This window comes from Pedobacter sp. V48 (genome assembly GCF_000523515.1).
In the GTDB taxonomy this organism is placed as follows: domain Bacteria; phylum Bacteroidota; class Bacteroidia; order Sphingobacteriales; family Sphingobacteriaceae; genus Pedobacter.
This window is the reverse complement of record NZ_AWRU01000031.1, coordinates 304,314-321,363: the sequence shown is the minus strand read 5'-3', so window position 1 is coordinate 321,363 and position 17,050 is coordinate 304,314. Positions and strand designations below refer to the sequence as shown.

Sequence of the window (17,050 nt, the reverse complement as noted above, 5' to 3'; positions counted from 1 at the left end):
GCTCCGGGGAGGAGCCTCTATTGTCGGCCTTCCAACCAGACAATTATAGGGATAATTAGGAGGGCAATTTAAATGGTAATCAAGTCCTTGAATACCATTTGTTTTTTACAATTATAAATGTAGAGATATATTCTCAAATTGTGGAATTATTTTTAATAAATATTTTTTTATTTTGAAAATATTGTGTCGTTGGGCAATATTTTCTACAGTTTAAGAAAGTAGGGGTACTAAAAAAGGCGGCGCTTGCCGCCTTTTTTAGTTATATGTTGTTTTCTTTAAGTCTGAGTTGCTVTSMKWAMAGNMYRWRYAKKWAATAAACAAATAAACCAACGATCAACCAGATCCCAAATCCTATCCAATTAGATATGCCCAATTCACACATCATATAGAGACAGCTTATTAGGCCCAAAACAGGGATAAGAGAAAGATTTTTAGTAATGCAGTAATAAATAATTACGAGGCAGATGAAAAAGAAAATCCACATAGGGATTTTATGTTTAAAGAGTTTCCATCCACTTTCATATTTCTTTTCTTGTGCTAGTTCTGAATTGTTTATGAAATGCTCATACTGTTCTGAGGATAACTGATTTAAATATGCTTCTGAATCTGTGTTCTTTTCAATAAGGTTAGCTTTAGTTTGAGCTATTGCTATTTCTTTTTTAACGATACCAAGCTCATTTTCATTTAAAGCGGTAATAAAACTTACAGGATCATATATTCTTGGGGTATTGAAAATAAACGCCGTAGTTTCCTTTTTGTAGAAGCTAAAACCAAAAAATAATGTACCTATGAATAAAAGAGGAACAATAAATTTAGAATTCATATATGGAATTCTAAATTTTCCCCTTTGAATATCCGGCTTGTTTTGTAAAACTAGAACTCCCGCACAGACGAGCACAAACGCAAACAACGTCCCAATAGAACAAAGGTCTGTTACAATGGTAAGGTTCATGAAAAGTGAAGGAATCGCCACCACAAAACCCACTACGATAGTAGCAAAAGATGGAGTGTGGTATTTAGGGTGGATCTTTGAAAATGATTTTGGGAGCAGGCCGTCCCGGCTCATGCTCATCCATATTCTTGGCTGACCCATTTGAAATACTAAAAGCACACTTGCCATAGCAAACACCGCACTTACGGCTATTATTCCACTCATTAGCTTCAAATCGATTTGATCAAAAACAAATGCCAGCGGGTCGCCAACTGCAAGTAGTTTGAAGTTAACGATTCCTGTAAGCACAAGTGCAATTGCCACATATAGAATTGTACAAATGATAATTGCCCACATCATTCCCCTTGGTAAGTCTCTTTGTGGGTTTCTGCATTCTTCAGCAGTGGTAGAAATGGCATCAAAGCCTATGTATGCAAAAAAAACAGCTGAAACTCCCTTTAATACTCCTGATACTCCATTGGGAGCAAAGGGATCCCAATTGGCAGTGTCAACATAAAAAACACCTACTGCAAGTACTAGTAATATAACAGCTAGTTTTACAATAACCATTGCGTTACTTGCATTTCTAGACTCTTTCATGCCTCTATATACCAGCCAGGTAATGAAAATGATAATGCCAAGAGCGGGTAAGTCTGCTACAAGATGAAAGTCTCCAATTTGTGGGGCTGTTATCCAGGCATTGTTTGCTATTCTTGTTGCTTCATCCAGATTTGCGTAGTTTTTTCCTGCGTTAACAAGCGCTTCTGCATGTGCGTGACCATTATATGCGGTCAGATAGTCCATTGTGGTCCAATCTGGCAAGTGAATGCCAGTTATGCCAAATGCAGGTATTCGTATCGAGGAGAGGAGTCCTGTAAAATAATCGGACCAGGATATTGCTACAGTTATATTTCCAATAGCATATTCCATAATGAGCGACCATCCAATGATCCAGGCTACCAGTTCACCAAACGCAACATATGAATAGGTATATGCACTTCCGGATACAGGGACCATTGAGGCAAATTCTGCATATGCAAAGGCAGCAAAACTACAAGCGATGGCAGTAAATATAAAAAGGAATATTACTGCAGGACCACCATCAGCACTGGCTTTGCCAATTGTACTGAAAATACCTGCCCCAATTATAGCGGCGATACCGAAAGCCGTTAAATCCCTTACACCAAGTGTTTTATGGAGCGAGGCTCCGTGATCACCATAGCCTTTCTCTGCATCTTCCAATATTTTGGCTATTGACTTTTTTCTGAAAAGTTTTTCAAACATACATTAGTGGTTAGGTTCGGTTTTGATATTCAAACTTAGATATTATGTTGTAAACTTAGCCTAATTTATGCAATTCATCTTTTACAAATGATGCCAGCTCCTCAATATAGTTTAGGCTGAAATCAAATTTAATTCCTGCAGTTTCGTAAATTTCATTGATGGGTTTAGTATAGCCTAACGATAGTGCTGCAAGGTATTGTTCCAATGCTTGTTCAGGATTTTCTTTGTAATTTTTCCAGATCGCTATTGCTCCTAATTGTGCAATAGCATATTCAATATAATAAAAGGGGACTTCAAAAAGATGCAGTTGTTTTTGCCAAACATTGCCAAACTCTTGTTCCAAGCCATCCCAGTTAGCAAATCCGCTACCAAAACGGGTATATATTTGTTTAAAGGCTTCCTCCCGATCAGCTGCATTATGACCTGAATTGGTATAAATCCAATGTTGGAACTGATCTATAACAGCAACCCATGGTAAGGTTTTTAGTACATCCGCAAGCTGTTCTTTTTTTGCCCTGATGAGATCCTCTTCGTTATCAAAATAGATGCCCCAGTTGTCCATTGAAATAAGCTCCATGCTCATTGAAGCAAGTTCTGCAACTTCTGAAGGACAATGTTTAAAGTCATTTAATTCCAGATTTGCAGTAAGGAATGTATGTATAGCATGGCCGCCTTCATGAACCATAGTAGTTAGGTCTCTTAGTGAATTGGCGGAGTTCATGAAAATAAAAGGTGCGCCTGTTTCTGCAAGAGGATAGTTATAACCACCCGGTGCTTTTCCTTTTCTGCTTTCTACATCAAAAAGGTTGTTAGCCTTCATAATAGAAAGCATCTGGCCTAATTTAGGGTTAATGGCATTAAAGCAGTCAATACTTTTATCAATCAACTCTTTTCCATTTTTAAATGGCTTTAAAGCTGGTTTTCCAGTGGTACTTACCTCCATGTCCCATGGCTTTAATTCATCAATTCCAAGCAGCTCAGCTCTTTTTTCTGCCTGTTCCGTTAGAATGGGAACAATTTCCTTTTCTATGGCCTCATGAAAATGGTAACAATCCTGAGGCGTATAATCAAAACGGCCAAGCGCCTGGAACATATAATCGCGGTAGTTCTCGAAACCAGCATTTACTGCTACCTGATGTCGCATAACAATCAGCTCATCAAACAAAATGTTTAACTCATCTTTATTTACCAGGCGACGTTGTTGTATGGTTTCCCATGCCTGTTGTCTTACACTTCTATCTGTATCTTTAACAAAGTTCGCTGCTTGTTCCAATGTATATTCTTTGTCGTTGATCATTACGCTCATTGCTCCGGTAATGGCCTGATACTTTTGCTGAGTTACCTGAAGTTTAGTTAACAGTTCTACATTTTCTTCTCGGTAAATCTCTAAAGCTTTTCTTATTGCTCTGATGTAGACAAAATATTTATCATGGTCCAGTTCATCAATAAATGGACTATCGTTAAATTTCTGGTTAAGCTGATTTGCTATTGGCGAAATCTTAGGTTCAATTTCGGTAGCAAAATATTGAAAATCTTTTACTAAGGTTTCATTGGCAGTATCACAGCTCATTTTAATATATCGCCATGCAAAATCCTCTTCAAGAGCAGCCTCTAATTCGCTTTTGTCCTTTAACCATTGTTCTAAATCACTTACATTATCTATCGGACGAGCCAATAGCTCATTAAGTATGGGTTCAAGATTGTCCCATTTCATTTCCAGATTTTGAGGGATATAGATTCTTTTCTTTTTAGGTATGGTAAGGTTAATCATAGTTAGAAATTAAAATTGGTTCTTAAGAAGGCGTCAACTAAAAAGCAAATGGCAAATATTACTGAAGCAAATCCATTTGTCGTGGCGAATGCTTTATTTACTTTACTGATGTCGTTAGGTTTTACAAGTAAGTGCTGATAAGTTAGCATAAAGCAAAAGAATGCCACACCTACATAATAAACCCAGCTGAATGTAGTAAACATTACTGGCAGGATTACGCAAAGTGCAGAAAAAACATGCAATACTACCGAAAGTTTCAAGGCATTTTTGATTCCCATTGTTGCTGGGATAGAATGTAGTTGTTCATTTCTGTCAAAATCTTCATCCTGTAAAGCATATATGATATCGAATCCACTAACCCAGAACAACACTGCAAACGAATAAAGAACAGGAACGATGTTGAATGCTCCGGTTACTGCAATGTAGGCGCCAATGGGAGCAAGGGAAAGCCCCAGGCCGAGTACCATATGGCACAATGCCGTAAATCTTTTTGTGTAACTGTAAAATAGTACTACAAAGAGGGCCACAGGCGAAAGATAAAAACAAAGGCCGTTAATAAAGGCAGTAGTGGTAATAAAAAGAACGCAGTTAATAATTACAAATATTAAGGCTTCGTTGGCAGATATTTTGCCTGCAGGGATGTCCCTCATTTGAGTGCGGGGATTTTTTGCATCTATGTTTCTGTCGAGATACCTATTAAAGGCCATGGCGGCATTTCGAGCAAAAACCATGCACAGTAATACCAATGCCAACAATAGCCAGTTAAATGGATTTGGGGTCGTAGTTACCCCAAGAAAAAAGCCTATCAGTGCAAAAGGCAAAGCAAAAATAGAGTGGGCAAATAATACCAGTGAAAAATACTTTTTCATTAACTTTTATTAAAAATCTTCTTTAGGGGTTAAAATGGGCATTACAAAATCCAGGTTAACCTGGTCGATAAAATCCAAAACCTGATCTCTACCAGTGCTTTTCTCTGCAGAAGTTACAAAGTACGGAGGGATTTCTTCAAACCATCCTTTTAGTGCTTTTTTAAATGCTGAAACATTCTGATCGGTCTTTACTGCACTTTGTTTATCTGCTTTGGTAAACACAAGTGCAAAAGGAATTTGAATCTCTCCCATCCAGCAGCAAAATTCAAGGTCTATTTTTTGTGGTTCAAGCCTGCTATCGATCAATACAAAAACACATTGTAAGCTCTCACGCTTCGTGATGTAATTTCGTATGAATTTTTCCCAATTCTCGCGACTGCTTTTGGATACTTTGGCGTAGCCATAACCAGGTAAATCGACGATATACCACTTTTCATTAATCAGGAAATGGTTTATTAATTGAGTTTTACCTGGCCTTTGTGAGGTTTTTGCCAATCCATGCTGATTAACAAGCATGTTGATTAACGAGGATTTCCCCACGTTTGAACGCCCAATAAATGCATACTCAGGCATGTTGGCTACAGGCAGTGCTGAAACCTTTGTATTACTACAAATAAATGTTGCTGATTTTATAATCATTTGACAAAGGTAGAAAATTAGTTTTCAACAATACTTATCTTTGCTGCGTACCATGAACGAAAACATCACACCATACCAATCTGAAACGGCAACAAAGAAGGAACAAGTTGCCAGCATGTTTAATAATATATCAGGAACTTATGATTTTTTAAATCATTTTATGTCCTTAGGTATTGATATTATATGGCGTAAAAAGGCAATAAGGGAATTGAAATCTATCAAACCACGCATCATTCTTGATGTGGCAACTGGTACAGGTGACTTTGCCTTTGAGGCAATAAAAATTTTAGCACCTGAGAAAATTATTGGAGTAGATATTTCTGAAGGCATGCTTGATGTAGCGCGTAAGAAAATTCTGGATAGAAATTTACAGCATGTTTTTTCTGTTCAGACGGGAGATTCGGAAGGATTAAATTTTAGTGATGATCATTTTGATGCAATAACGGTAGCTTTTGGTGTAAGGAATTACGAAAATCTGGAGAAAGGACTTGCAGATATGTACAGGGTTTTAAAACCAGGTGGTAAAATTGTGATACTTGAGTTTTCCAAACCTAGAAAATTTCCGATTAAACAGGGATATAATTTTTACTTTAAACATGTTACGCCAATGCTTGGTAAAATGTTTTCTAAAGATAACAGAGCTTACTGCTATTTGCCGGAATCTGTAGCCGCATTTCCGGATGGCGAGGAGTTTACCCGTTTAATGAATAAGGTTGGTTTTACAAACACCAAGGACAGGCGCCTTACGTTTGGTATAAGTGCAATTTATACCGGGACCAAATGAAAATGAAATCAGGCTTACTTATTTTATGCTTATTTGCATGTGTGTCGGCCAGAGCCCAAAATTGGGGAGGTGGGGTAGATGATTCCAATCTCCATTTCGGATTTACATTTCAGTACCTTTCATCAGAGTATAAGATTTTAAAGAGACCGGACTGGAGAGAACCTTATAATAACGATATGGAACCTGGCTTGGTAGGTCCTGGGTTAACAGGGATATCATCAGAATCTTCTCCTGGTTTCGGAATTGGCTTTGTTGTAAATAAAAGGCTGATCGAAAATGCTGATCTACGATTTACACCAATATTGGTATTTAATGATAGGATACTAACATATCACCATGACGAACTTAAGGATAATGTTGAACGGAAAATATCTTCAACATTGGTAGAGTTTCCACTGGGGATAAAGCTGAAATCAGATAGGAGGAATAATTTTAGAGCTTACATGATCGGAGGGGCTAAATATTCAATGGATATTTCATCAAAGAAAAAGACAAATAATGCGAATATAACTGACCCGGGAGAAAAGATGCTGAATAATGTGCGCAACTATCTCTCGTATGAAGCCGGATTGGGTTTTGACCTATATTTCGAATATTTTAAAATGTCTCCAGAGATTAAGTTATCCTACTCCTTCAATAGTGTTTTAAAGGATGAACCTAATCGCTATTCTTATCCAATTGATAAATTAATGCTGCGTCATGTGACATTCAGTTTATTTTTTGAGTAATGCTACTGTTAAAAAAATTATAGCTTTGCTTAATAATCAATAAAATCAGGGATGTCAAAAATTGCATTAATTACAGGAGCAACTTCAGGTATTGGGGCTGCTTGTGCGCATTTGTTTGCGGCTCAGGGTTACAACTTAGTTTTACTAGGCAGAAGAGAACAACTTTTAACAGAGGTATCTAAACATCTGGAAGATAAATATGCCGTTGAAGTTAAAAAGATAGTTGCAGATGTAAGGGATAATGAAGATTTGTCTTATCGTTTAGAAACTTTACCACAACAATGGAAGAAAGTAGATGTTTTAATTAATAATGCCGGCTTAAGTCAGGGGCTTGATCCTATAGATAAAGGTAATATTGATGATTGGGACACTATGATTGATACGAATGTTAAAGGTTTGCTATATACTACACGCATAGTTTCTAACTGGATGATTGGTCGAAAATCTGGTCATATCATAAATATTGGATCTATTGCTGGTAAGGAAGTTTATCCTAATGGAAATGTATATTGTGCCACTAAGCATGCAGTTGATGCTTTAAATAAAAGTATGAGGATTGACTTATTGCCCCATGGCATAAAAGTTACCGCTATAAATCCCGGAATGGTTGAAACGGAATTCTCTAAGGTTCGGTTTAAAGGAGATGAGGGTAGAGCAAAAAAAGTTTATGATGGATTGGAACCCCTTGTTGCAAATGATATTGCTGAAGCAATATGGTTTGTAGTAAGCAGACCTGCCCATGTAAATATAAATGATATGTTGATAATGCCAACTGCACAGGCAACAGGTACAATAATTAATAGAAAATAGAATACTAACAGAAAATCATATGATAGCTAATACAATAGATCAGGAAATAAAACAGGCAATGCTTGCGAAAGACCAGGCAAGGCTTAGAGGTTTGAGAGCAATAAAGGCAGCTTTGTTATTGGCGAAAACTGAAAAGGGATCATCAGAGGAAATTACCGAAGAAGCAGAACTTAAGATTTTACAAAGATTAATTAAACAACGTAAGGAGTCGGCAGACATTTATAAACAACAAGGCAGAGAAGATCTGAGTACTATAGAGGAAGAAGAAATTGAGGTAATTAGCAATTTCATGCCTAAACAATTAGACCGAGCTGAAGTTGAAGCGGTGATCTCACAAATTATTAAAGACTCGGGTGCAAATTCGGTAAAGGAAATGGGTAAGATAATGGGGCTAGCTAATAGGGAATTGGCAGGTAAAGCAGATGGTAAATTAATTGCTGAGATTGTAAAAACACAATTGGCATAAATTGTGTTGCATTAAGCACATTAAGCCTTTTTCTTAAAATAATGTTTTAAAATTACATTAATTTAATTTTAGTCTACTAACTTAGTAGCATACCTTACAAAATATTCAATATGAGATACGAAGTAATAGAAGAAGATGGGTTTAAATATATAGAAGCTGGAAAAGGTGAGACCCTGGTATTACTTCATGGTTTGATGGGCGAACTAAGCAATTGGGAGGATGTGATCGATCATTTTAAAGAAAATTATCACGTTATCGTTCCAATTTTGCCCATTTATGAGCTCCCGATACTCACACTCGGGGTAAAAAGTTTATCTAAATACATTCACAGATTTATAAAATTCAAAAAACTAGGGCAGGTTGTTTTGATAGGAAATTCACTTGGTGGCCATGTTGGTCTTGTGTTTACAGTTTCTCATCAGGAACATGTAAAGGCTCTTGTATTAACCGGTAGCTCTGGATTATATGAAAATGCTTTTGGAGGCTCATTCCCAAGAAGAGAGAGTTATGATTACATTAAGGAAAAAGTAGAATTTACTTTCTACGATCCGGCAACTGCAACAAAGGATCTGGTTGATGAAGTGTATAAAAGTGTTAACGATCGTTCAAGAGTAATTAGAATTCTGGCATTGGCAAAATCTGCTATTCGCCATAACATGTCTAAAGATCTTTCTCGTATAACCATACCCGTTTCTTTAATCTGGGGTAAGCAAGATAAAGTAACACCACCAGAAGTTGCAGAAGAATTTCATCAACTTTTGCCGAATTCAGAATTGAATTGGGTAGATTTATGTGGCCATGCACCAATGATGGAACGGCCACAGGTTTTTAATGATTATCTGGATAAATTTTTAAATAGAATTTTACTTAAATAATGTTTGCATCTGAACTCATATCTAATTCAATACCACCACTAAAGACGTCTGACTCGGTTCAGAAAGCTTTGGATAGAATGGCTGAGTTCAAATTATACCACTTACCTATTGTTAACGAAACTCAGTTTCTTGGATTGGTTGCTGAGGAAGAATTAATTGAAGTTAGAGATGTTGAACAACCTATCGGTAGTTTATCACTTTCCATCTTAAATCCATTTGTATTTGAAGATGTTCATGTTTATGACATTATAAGGTTGTTTAATCAGTTACACTTATCCGTAGTTCCGGTATTGGATTATAAAAAAAATTATTTGGGCCTGATATCAATAAACAGTCTTTTAGAGTACACCTCAAATATCTTTGCGGTAAAGGAATACGGGGGCATAATTGTTTTGGAAATAAGTAATAGGAACAATTCATTGTCGCATATGGCGCAGATTGTTGAAGCAGATAATGCGCAGATCCTCTCATCGTACGTGCAATCCTTTCCAGATTCTACCAGATTAGAAGTCACTTTGAAAATTAATAAAACTGATCTTTCAGGAATAATAGCTTCTTTTGAACGCTACGATTACCAGGTAAAGGCAGTATTTAATAGTACCATATCAGACAATGGTACTGAAGATAGATTTAATTCATTTATGAATTATTTAAATGTATAACCAGGGTTTATACAGATTCCATAACCGCAAAATGAAAATACATTAATGAAGATTGCAATTTACGGTAGAGAGTTCAATAATAGTGTATTGCCTTATGTGCAGGAAGTATTTAATGTTCTCGATAGTTATAAAAGCCCAATTCTGGTTTACGATAAATACCTTGATTTTGTAAAAGATAAAATCAAATTGCCAGCGAATATGCAGGTTTTTACCTGTCACGACGATCTTCTGGGAGAAACAGATGTATTATTGAGCTTAGGCGGCGATGGAACTTTGCTGGATACTTTATCATTAATCCGCGACTCAGGAATTCCTGTAATAGGGATTAATTTTGGACGCTTGGGTTTTCTTGCAAGTATTAATNAAGMTRARATNNRAAGARMGCCTTTGAGGCACTGCACAACCGGGAATTTACCTTGGATAAAAGGAGTTTGTTGAGTTTAACTTCTAAGCATGGATTGTTTGGTGATGAAAACTTTGCCCTGAATGACATTACGATTCATAGAAGAGATAACTCAGCCATGATGATTATTCACGCTTATATGAACAATGAGTTCGTTAACTCATATTGGGCAGATGGGTTAATTATTGCTACACCAACTGGTTCCACAGCTTATTCGTTGAGCTGCGGTGGCCCGATTATTTACCCAAGTTCACAAAATTTTGTTATTACGCCAATTGCGCCTCATAATTTGAATGTAAGGCCAGTGATTATTCCTGACGATGTGTCGTTAACTTTTGAAATTGAGGCAAGAAGCTCCAAATTTTTAGTTTCCTGCGATTCAAGAACAGAAACAGTGGACAAGTCTGTCAAAATAATACTGAATAAGGCCAGCTTTCATGTAAATTTAATCAGGCTTAATAACGAAACCTACTTAACAACTTTAAGAAATAAATTGCTTTGGGGCATAGATACGCGGAATTATTAGAATGGATAAGAAACAACTTGTTTATTTTCTTGCAATGTTTCTTTGTGGAATCAGTGCAAAAGCCCAGGTTTTTGAGGTGGGTGCAGTTGCTGGTGGAGCAGGCTATTTAGGCGATTTAAATCAAAACAAACCGCTAAATGTAAGTGGTATCTCTGCCGGAGCTTTTGTTAAAGTAAATATAGATCCATATTGGGCTGTCGGGCTTCATTATACATATGGAAAGATAAAGGCAGATGATACAAAATCTGATAATCAGCATTTCAGAAATAGGGGTCTTAATTTTAGCACTGCATTAAATGAGGTGAGCCTGCAGGTGGACTTCAATTTTTTTGAATACTTTGCGGGAGGAGGCACAAAAAGATTCTCGCCATATATTTTTACAGGAATAGGAGGAGTATTGTATAATCCTACCGCCCGATACTCAGATGTACCAGGATTGGAAAATAAAAAATATAATTTGAGAGATTATCATACAGAAGGACAAAATGGATCTTACAGGWAWTAKGNANKRASKATTNSTYMKRKSKTAGNKAKTRAAARTNMARTWGAASKARRATTKGNNGGSTTNTKWARSYAGWTYRSTTATWGNWMCANKYRKWTMSTKATTNMWMTTGATGATGTTAGTGGATTATATCCAAACATAGCACATTGGAATAACGAACCAAATGGAGCAATAAGTAAACTACTTTCAAACCCTTCAAATCCTAGTTCTACTGATTTTCAATACACTCAAAGAGGAGATTTTAGAAAAAGAGATACATATATGTTTGTAGGTATTGGCATATCTTATACCTTTGTGTCCCAAAAATGTTATACATTTTAGGCATATTTGCAGGAAATTAATGGGATTTAAAGAACAAATCGACGTAACACGCTTACCAGAGCACATTGCCATCATCATGGATGGAAATGGGCGGTGGGCAAAAAATCAGGGTAAATTCAGACACTTCGGTCATGAAAGTGGTGTGCTGTCTGTAAAAGATATTGTAGAGGGTTGCGCTGATATAGGAATAAAATATTTAACTGTTTACGCCTTTTCGACAGAAAACTGGAACAGACCTATTGAAGAAGTAAATGCCTTGATGGAGCTGTTGATATCAACAATCAATCAGGAAACAGCTACTCTTAACAAAAATAACATCCGGTTAAATGCAATTGGTGACATTGCGTCGTTACCCCAAAAATGTATTGATGACTTACATAGTGCTATGGAAAAGACCGCAAAAAATACCCGCTGTACTTTAACATTGGCATTAAGCTATAGTGCTAAATGGGAGATTATTGATGCCGCTAAGAAACTGGCACAGAAGGTTAAAGACCAGAAATTAAATATTGAAGACATTAATGAAGAAAATTTTGCAGCTGAGTTAACAACAGTAAACATCCCTGATCCTGAACTCATGATCAGAACAAGCGGCGAGCATAGAGTCAGTAATTTCCTGTTATGGCAAATGGCCTATACAGAACTTTATTTTACTGAAACACTATGGCCCGACTTCAGGCGAGAAGACCTTTTTGAGGCTATTGTAGACTATCAAAAACGCGAACGCCGCTTTGGTAAAATTAGTGAACAATTGAACTAATTTTACTTTTAACACTTTTTAACATGTGTTTAAATTAACTTAGCATCGATTTTTAGATTGTAAATGAAAAGAATATATCAACTCATATTATTGTTATTGATTGGTTTACCAACAATGGCACAGATTACCCGACCGTCCAATACTGCACCACCTACCCTTAAAGTTAAGGGCCTGGATTTGGATTATTTTAATCCAAAAGAGTACATCATTGGAGGTACTACCCTTACCGGAACTCATTTCATTGACAAGGATGTAATCATTACTTTATCTAAATTGATAAAGGGAGAACGTATTGTATTGCCAGGGGAGGCAACAGCCAATGCAATTAAGACCTTATGGGCTCAAGGCTTATTTGATGATGTGCAGTTAGATATTGCTAAAATTGTAGAGGATACTGTTTACTTTGACATTGAGGTGGTTGAACGACCGCGTTTAAGTTCATTTGAAATTAATGGCGTGAGTAAGTCGCAAAAGACTGACATCATGGAGAAGTTAAATGAGAAAAGCGGGAAATCTATTATCAATGATAATTTATACAATTCAACAACTGCGACAATAAAGAAGTTCCTTTTAGGTAAAGGCTACTTCTTTACTACTGTAGAGTATAAAACAAAACCTGATCCAAGTTTGGAGAATGGGATGATTCTGCAGGTGTTTGTTGATAAGGGCCGAAAAGTAAAGGTTCATGAGATAAACTTTACCGGAAATAAGGATTTTTCATCTGCTAAACTGCGTAAGTTTTTAAAGAAAACTAAGCAACAGGCATTCTATAAAGTATTTGGCTCCGGAAAATTCAACAAGGAAAAATACGATGAAGATAAAGTAACACTTATTGCCAAGATGCAGGATAAAGGTTATCGTGATGCGGTTATCCTTAAAGATAGCATTTTCCAGTATAGTGATAAAGCAATTGGTATCAATATAGATGTGTATGAAGGTCCTAAATATTACTTTGGTGATATTACCTGGGCAGGCAATGCTAAGTATACAACTGAGATCCTGGAAAAGACCTTTGGTATTGAAAAAGGAGAGGTGTTTAGTGAAGAAAAGCTTGAAAAGAAATTAAGAGGTAGTGCAAATGGAGACGATGTTTCAAGTATTTATCTTAATGATGGTTATTTGACTTTCAACGTTGATCCTGTGCAGACCAAAATTCATGGTGATACTGTAGATGTGGAAATGCGTATTTATGAAGGACCTCAGTATACCAATAATCGTATTACCTTAAAAGGAAATACCATAACAAATGACAGGGTAGTATTAAGGGAGATTCGTACAAAGCCAGGAGAAAAATTCTCAAAGGATTTATTGATCCGTACTGTTCGTGAGATCGGACAACTTGGTAACTTTGATGAATCTAAAACGGTTCCAACTCCTAAACCGAATCCGGCTGATGGTACAGTAGATATCGAATATGCGGTTGAAGAAAAACCTTCTGATCAGATCGAATTGTCTGGTGGTTTTGGTGGAGGTAACATCATTGGAACATTAGGCCTTACCTTTAACAACTTCTCATTAAAAAACATATTTAATCTGGATGCTTATAAACCTTTGCCTAAAGGTGATGGTCAGAAATTAAGTCTTCGTGGACAAACGAACGGTAAGTATTATCAATCTTACAGCTTCTCTTTCTCTGAGCCTTGGCTTGGTGGTAAGAAACCGATCAGTTTTGGCGTAAGTGCATTTACATCATTACAATCAAATGGCTTGAAAGCTGCTGATAGCAGGTTCCAAAAGATTCGTTTAAATGGGGTGACTGTTAGTTTGGGTAGAAGATTGAATTTCCCTGATAACTATTTCCAGCTAACACATGCTATTAATGTTCAACAATATATCTTAAATAACTATCCAGGGTATTTGTTCAGTACAGGAACTTCTTACAACCTTAACTTAACTCAGGAGCTAAGCAGGGACTCAAGAAATCATCAGATTTTCCCAACAGAGGGTTCTTACTTTAAGTTCACTATCCAGGCAACGCCTCCTTACTCTCTTTTGAATAACATTAATTATGCAACAGCATCTGATAAACAACGTTATAAGTTTACAGAGTATCACAAATGGAAGTTTGAGTCTCAGTGGTTCCAAAGATTGGCCGGCAAATTTGTTGTGATGGCACAAGCTCAGTTTGGATTCTTAGGAACCTATAACTCGGCAGTTGGAGAATCGGCATTTGAACGTTTTAAATTAGGGGGTGATGGTATGCAGGGATTTGATTTCTTACAAGGTTCAGAAGTAATTAAAATGCGTGGATATGCAAATAATGCAGTAATTCCACAAGGATCTGACGCAACTATTGCGCAAAATTCAGGAAGTCCTATATTTACCAAATATGTTATGGAATTAAGATATCCAGTAATTGCAAGTCAGCAAGCAACTGCATTTATTGTAGCATTTGCCGAGGGTGGTAATACCTGGAACAAGTTTGGAGATTTTAATCCTTTTAACATTAGAAGGACTGCAGGTGTTGGTGCTAGAATATTTTTACCGATATTTGGAATGTTGGGAATTGATTATGGGCATGCCTTTGATAAAATTCCAGGAATTGTTGATGGTGGAAAACAAAACTTCACTTTCAGTATTGCACAACAATTGGGAGGACTTTAATTAATTAATGCTTTTAGAAATGAAAAAATACTTTTTAATATGCTTTTTGCTCTTTACCGGGTTTGGAGCATTTGCACAAAAGTTTGCTTACGTAGATACTGAATATATACTTAAACATTTACCTGAGTATAAATCTGCGCTAGATCAAATGAATGTGCTGTCTCAGCAATGGCAAGAGAAGGTTGATGCTAATTTTACCGAAATAGATAAGATGTATAAGGCTTATCAGGCAGATCAGGTATTGTTAACTGAAGACATGCGCAAAAGAAGAGAGAATGAAATCATTGAAAAGGAAAAAGCGGCTAAAGATTTTCAACGCAAGATATTTGGTCCTGAGGGAGATCTTTTTCAGACCCGTTCAAAATTGTTAAATCCAATTCAGGATAAGGTTACGAAAGCCATTTCTGAGATAGCGAAAGTTAAGCTCCTTGATTTCATATTTGATAAGAGCAGTGAAGCCACAATGATGATATATGCAAGTAGTACTTATGATGTAAGTAACGACGTTATTGTAAGATTGGGTTTCAAACCTGGAACGATGCTGAAATAAACACAAATAGATAAATTAAAAACAATTATTAAGAAAAATAAAGATGAGAAAGTTAATGAACGCATTTTTTGTAACAGCTGGCTTATTGTTCACTGTCAACATCGCAAATGCACAACAAAAATTGGCACACTTGAATTCAGCAGCTATTATTGAAGCAATGCCTGAAGTTAAAACTGCCAGAACCACATTGGAGGCCTTTCAAAAAACGAAAACTGCTGATATTGATAAAATGATTTCTGAATACCAGATTAAACTTAAAGCTGCTCAGGATAAAGAAAAAACGATGAGCGAAGCAAACAAAGAAACTGTTGGTAAAGAACTACAAACAGCAGGTATTGAATTGCAGGATTTAGAGAAACGTATCACAGATGCAAGAACAAAAGCTCAGCAGGAATTAGAAGCAAAAAATGCAGAGCTGTTTAACCCTATTCAGGTAAAAGCTGATGCTGCAATCAAAGCAGTCTCAAAAGAGAAAGGCTACACTTATGTATTTGATACTGCAAACCAGGGATTAGTTTACTGGGATGGTGGGGAAGACATTACACCTCTTGTTAAAACTAAGTTAGGTATTGCTGCGACTGCAACAACTCCTGCTCCTAAAAAATAGTGAAAATCAAACCACTGTCACAACATTCGAAAGAAGACAGTTAGTCGAGGAAAAAATATTTAAATTGCGGGATTGAGTGATAAAACTCAATCCCGTTTTTTTTGCAATGAATACTAAGCATTCCATTGGTGTTTTCGACTCAGGTTATGGTGGTTTAACAGTTTTTAAATCAATAGCCCAAAAACTACCTCAATACAACTATATCTATTTTGGTGACAATGCACGTTCACCTTATGGAGATCACTCGTTTGATACCGTGTATCAGTATACCTTAGAATGTGTGGAATGGTTATTTGCCCAAGGATGCCAATTGGTCATCCTGGCATGCAACACGGCCTCAGCAAAGGCTCTTCGCTCAATACAGCAGAATGTATTGCCTTTTAAATATCCTAATAACAGAGTTCTTGGAGTAATCAGACCAACGGCAGAAATAGTAGGAGAGTTTACTTCGTCGAAAACTATCGGAGTCATGGGGACCCGCGGAACTATCAATTCCGAGTCTTATCTGATGGAGATTAATAAGTTTTTTCCTGAAGTAAAGGTTCTTCAACAAAGTTGCCCAATGTGGGTGCCATTAGTGGAGAACAACGAGCATTTGGATGGTGGGGCTGACTATTTTGTAGAAAAATACATTAATGAATTGCTGGCGAAGGATCGCAAAATAGATTGTATTCTTTTAGCCTGTACACATTATCCCTTGCTTATTCCTAAAATAAAAGAGAAGCTTCCAGCGAACGTAAATTTATTGGGTCAGGGTGATATTGTAGCAGACAGCCTGGTGTGGTATCTGGAAAATCATCCTGAGATCGAGTCAAAGATTGCAACAGAGGGTGCCAAATCATTTTTCACCTCCGGCGACGAGAAGGTATTCAACAGACATGCCTCTATTTTTTTTGGATTCGACGTTATTTCGCACCGCATAAGCCTGAAAACCCAGTCATTATAATCTGACTGAAAG

General features: G+C 36.7%; 15 protein-coding genes and 3 pseudogenes. 14 read left to right on the top strand and 4 right to left on the bottom strand.

The features are described 5' to 3' along the window. Positions 1 to 259: 259 nt before the first annotated feature. The 4 genes and pseudogenes from N824_RS38815 to yihA all read right to left on the bottom strand — a co-directional run bounded on the left by N824_RS38815 (position 260) and on the right by yihA (position 5,494). Positions 260 to 2,215, bottom strand: a pseudogene (locus N824_RS38815) (amino acid permease). Between the two features lie 55 nt (positions 2,216 to 2,270). Then, a complete protein-coding gene (locus N824_RS38810; protein WP_048907241.1) occupies positions 2,271 to 3,986 on the bottom strand; it encodes a M3 family oligoendopeptidase in 1,716 nt (571 codons plus the stop codon). A 2-nt stretch (positions 3,987 to 3,988) separates the two neighbouring features. Next, entirely contained in the window at positions 3,989 to 4,855 is an 867-nt protein-coding gene (locus N824_RS38805) for a UbiA-like polyprenyltransferase (RefSeq protein ID WP_048907240.1), read from the bottom strand. A 9-nt stretch (positions 4,856 to 4,864) separates the two neighbouring features. Continuing rightward, complete coding sequence (gene yihA / locus N824_RS38800) at positions 4,865 to 5,494, bottom strand: ribosome biogenesis GTP-binding protein YihA/YsxC (protein WP_048907239.1); 630 nt, start codon at positions 5,492 to 5,494, stop codon at positions 4,865 to 4,867. A 52-nt stretch (positions 5,495 to 5,546) separates the two neighbouring features. Here yihA and ubiE point away from each other — a divergent pair, with 52 nt between their 5' ends. From ubiE to murI, 14 genes and pseudogenes are all read left to right on the top strand, one after another. After that, complete coding sequence (gene ubiE / locus N824_RS38795) at positions 5,547 to 6,278, top strand: bifunctional demethylmenaquinone methyltransferase/2-methoxy-6-polyprenyl-1,4-benzoquinol methylase UbiE (protein WP_048907238.1); 732 nt, start codon at positions 5,547 to 5,549, stop codon at positions 6,276 to 6,278. Beyond that, on the top strand, positions 6,275 to 7,006 hold the full coding sequence (locus N824_RS38790) for an outer membrane beta-barrel protein (protein ID WP_048907237.1): 732 nt from the start codon (positions 6,275 to 6,277) through the stop codon (positions 7,004 to 7,006). Before ubiE ends, N824_RS38790 begins: the two co-directional genes overlap by 4 nt. 51 nt (positions 7,007 to 7,057) lie before the next feature. Continuing rightward, a complete protein-coding gene (locus tag N824_RS38785; RefSeq protein ID WP_048907236.1) occupies positions 7,058 to 7,816 on the top strand; it encodes an SDR family NAD(P)-dependent oxidoreductase in 759 nt (252 codons plus the stop codon). A 19-nt stretch (positions 7,817 to 7,835) separates the two neighbouring features. Then, on the top strand, positions 7,836 to 8,282 hold the full coding sequence (locus N824_RS38780; protein ID WP_048907235.1) for a GatB/YqeY domain-containing protein: 447 nt from the start codon (positions 7,836 to 7,838) through the stop codon (positions 8,280 to 8,282). Positions 8,283 to 8,392: 110 nt separating this feature from the next. Further along, positions 8,393 to 9,157 (top strand): alpha/beta fold hydrolase, encoded by a 765-nt coding sequence (locus N824_RS38775; protein ID WP_048907234.1) that lies wholly within the window; start codon positions 8,393 to 8,395, stop codon positions 9,155 to 9,157. After that, complete coding sequence (locus tag N824_RS38770; RefSeq protein WP_048907233.1) at positions 9,157 to 9,819, top strand: CBS domain-containing protein; 663 nt, start codon at positions 9,157 to 9,159, stop codon at positions 9,817 to 9,819. Before N824_RS38775 ends, N824_RS38770 begins: the two co-directional genes overlap by 1 nt. Positions 9,820 to 9,864: 45 nt before the next feature. Beyond that, positions 9,865 to 10,257 (top strand): annotated as a pseudogene (locus N824_RS38765) (NAD(+)/NADH kinase). Then, positions 10,254 to 10,748 carry a hypothetical protein gene (locus N824_RS38760; protein WP_373419293.1) on the top strand — a complete coding sequence of 165 codons (495 nt, stop codon included), beginning with the start codon at positions 10,254 to 10,256 and terminating at the stop codon, positions 10,746 to 10,748. The pseudogene N824_RS38765 and the gene N824_RS38760 overlap by 4 nt, the downstream one beginning before the upstream one ends. Position 10,749: 1 nt before the next feature. After that, positions 10,750 to 11,571 (top strand): annotated as a pseudogene (locus N824_RS38755) (DUF6089 family protein). Between the two features lie 19 nt (positions 11,572 to 11,590). Then, the gene (locus N824_RS21765) at positions 11,591 to 12,331 is read left to right on the top strand and encodes an isoprenyl transferase (RefSeq protein ID WP_048907231.1); all 741 of its coding nucleotides are present in this window, start codon (positions 11,591 to 11,593) and stop codon (positions 12,329 to 12,331) included. A 63-nt stretch (positions 12,332 to 12,394) separates the two neighbouring features. Continuing rightward, positions 12,395 to 14,935, top strand: coding sequence for an outer membrane protein assembly factor BamA (bamA, locus tag N824_RS21760; RefSeq protein ID WP_048907230.1), 2,541 nt, complete (start codon positions 12,395 to 12,397; stop codon positions 14,933 to 14,935). A 19-nt stretch (positions 14,936 to 14,954) separates the two neighbouring features. Further along, a complete protein-coding gene (locus N824_RS21755; RefSeq protein ID WP_048907276.1) occupies positions 14,955 to 15,485 on the top strand; it encodes an OmpH family outer membrane protein in 531 nt (176 codons plus the stop codon). Positions 15,486 to 15,528: 43 nt separating this feature from the next. Further along, complete coding sequence (locus N824_RS21750) at positions 15,529 to 16,092, top strand: OmpH family outer membrane protein (protein WP_048907229.1); 564 nt, start codon at positions 15,529 to 15,531, stop codon at positions 16,090 to 16,092. A gap of 106 nt (positions 16,093 to 16,198) precedes the next feature. Then, on the top strand, positions 16,199 to 17,038 hold the full coding sequence (murI, locus tag N824_RS21745) for a glutamate racemase (RefSeq protein WP_048907228.1): 840 nt from the start codon (positions 16,199 to 16,201) through the stop codon (positions 17,036 to 17,038). The last annotated feature ends 12 nt before the right edge of the window (positions 17,039 to 17,050 follow it).

Coding starts and splice junctions, on each gene's coding strand:
- N824_RS38785 (WP_048907236.1), top strand. CDS start 7,058: ATGTCAAAAATTGCATTAATTACAGGAGCAACTTCAGGTATTGGGGCT.
- N824_RS38780 (WP_048907235.1), top strand. CDS start 7,836: ATGATAGCTAATACAATAGATCAGGAAATAAAACAGGCAATGCTTGCG.
- N824_RS21755 (WP_048907276.1), top strand. CDS start 14,955: ATGAAAAAATACTTTTTAATATGCTTTTTGCTCTTTACCGGGTTTGGA.
- N824_RS21765 (WP_048907231.1), top strand. CDS start 11,591: ATGGGATTTAAAGAACAAATCGACGTAACACGCTTACCAGAGCACATT.
- bamA (WP_048907230.1), top strand. CDS start 12,395: ATGAAAAGAATATATCAACTCATATTATTGTTATTGATTGGTTTACCA.
- N824_RS38805 (WP_048907240.1), bottom strand. CDS start 4,855: ATGAAAAAGTATTTTTCACTGGTATTATTTGCCCACTCTATTTTTGCT.
- N824_RS38775 (WP_048907234.1), top strand. CDS start 8,393: ATGAGATACGAAGTAATAGAAGAAGATGGGTTTAAATATATAGAAGCT.
- N824_RS21750 (WP_048907229.1), top strand. CDS start 15,529: ATGAGAAAGTTAATGAACGCATTTTTTGTAACAGCTGGCTTATTGTTC.
- N824_RS38790 (WP_048907237.1), top strand. CDS start 6,275: ATGAAAATGAAATCAGGCTTACTTATTTTATGCTTATTTGCATGTGTG.
- N824_RS38770 (WP_048907233.1), top strand. CDS start 9,157: ATGTTTGCATCTGAACTCATATCTAATTCAATACCACCACTAAAGACG.
- ubiE (WP_048907238.1), top strand. CDS start 5,547: ATGAACGAAAACATCACACCATACCAATCTGAAACGGCAACAAAGAAG.
- yihA (WP_048907239.1), bottom strand. CDS start 5,494: ATGATTATAAAATCAGCAACATTTATTTGTAGTAATACAAAGGTTTCA.
- N824_RS38810 (WP_048907241.1), bottom strand. CDS start 3,986: ATGATTAACCTTACCATACCTAAAAAGAAAAGAATCTATATCCCTCAA.
- murI (WP_048907228.1), top strand. CDS start 16,199: ATGAATACTAAGCATTCCATTGGTGTTTTCGACTCAGGTTATGGTGGT.